Source organism: Streptomyces colwelliae, assembly GCF_048158785.1.
Lineage (GTDB): Bacteria > Actinomycetota > Actinomycetes > Streptomycetales > Streptomycetaceae > Streptomyces.
Genome location: NZ_JBLTJC010000918.1, coordinates 1 through 508 on the forward strand (window position 1 = coordinate 1; position 508 = coordinate 508).

1 pseudogene is annotated in these 508 nt (G+C 73.2%); it reads right to left on the reverse strand.

The features are described from left to right. Positions 1-508: pseudogene (locus tag ACNFOC_RS55150) on the reverse strand (hypothetical protein); the annotation flags it as partial.

Genomic DNA, 508 nt, shown 5'->3' on the forward strand with positions numbered 1-508 from the left:
GTACGGGGGTGGGTGCGGGGGCCGTACTCGACTGCCCGCCCTGCTGCCCGTCCTGCGCGGCCTGTTCGGCGGCGGCCCGTACTGCGGCGACGCGCTCTTTGCGCACGACGTCCTCGGCCTGTGTCAGCGCGGCCAGGGCCGTCCGGAGGTCGTGGCGGCCCTGAGCCTCTTTCCGCTCGTTCTCCGAGATCTCCGCCGGCCGTGTCGTGATGGTCCCCCGGGCCTCCGAGAGCTGCTGCTCCAGCCGTGCGACCAGCTCCTTCGCCTCGCGCTCGGCCTCGGTGGACTCGGCGGCCGTCTTCACCGCCCGCCGGTGGTCGTCGGTCCTGCTCGTGACCGCGAGCCGTGCCTCCTCGTGGGTTGCTACGGCGGCCTTGTGCTCCAGGTTGGCCTGCCAGCGGGAGGCGGTGCTCAGGTTCAGCCGCCGCTGGGCGTCGGCGAGGTTGTCGGTGGCGGTGTGCAGGAGTTCGGCCTGGGCGTGGAAGGCGGTCCACGCGGTGGTCAGGTC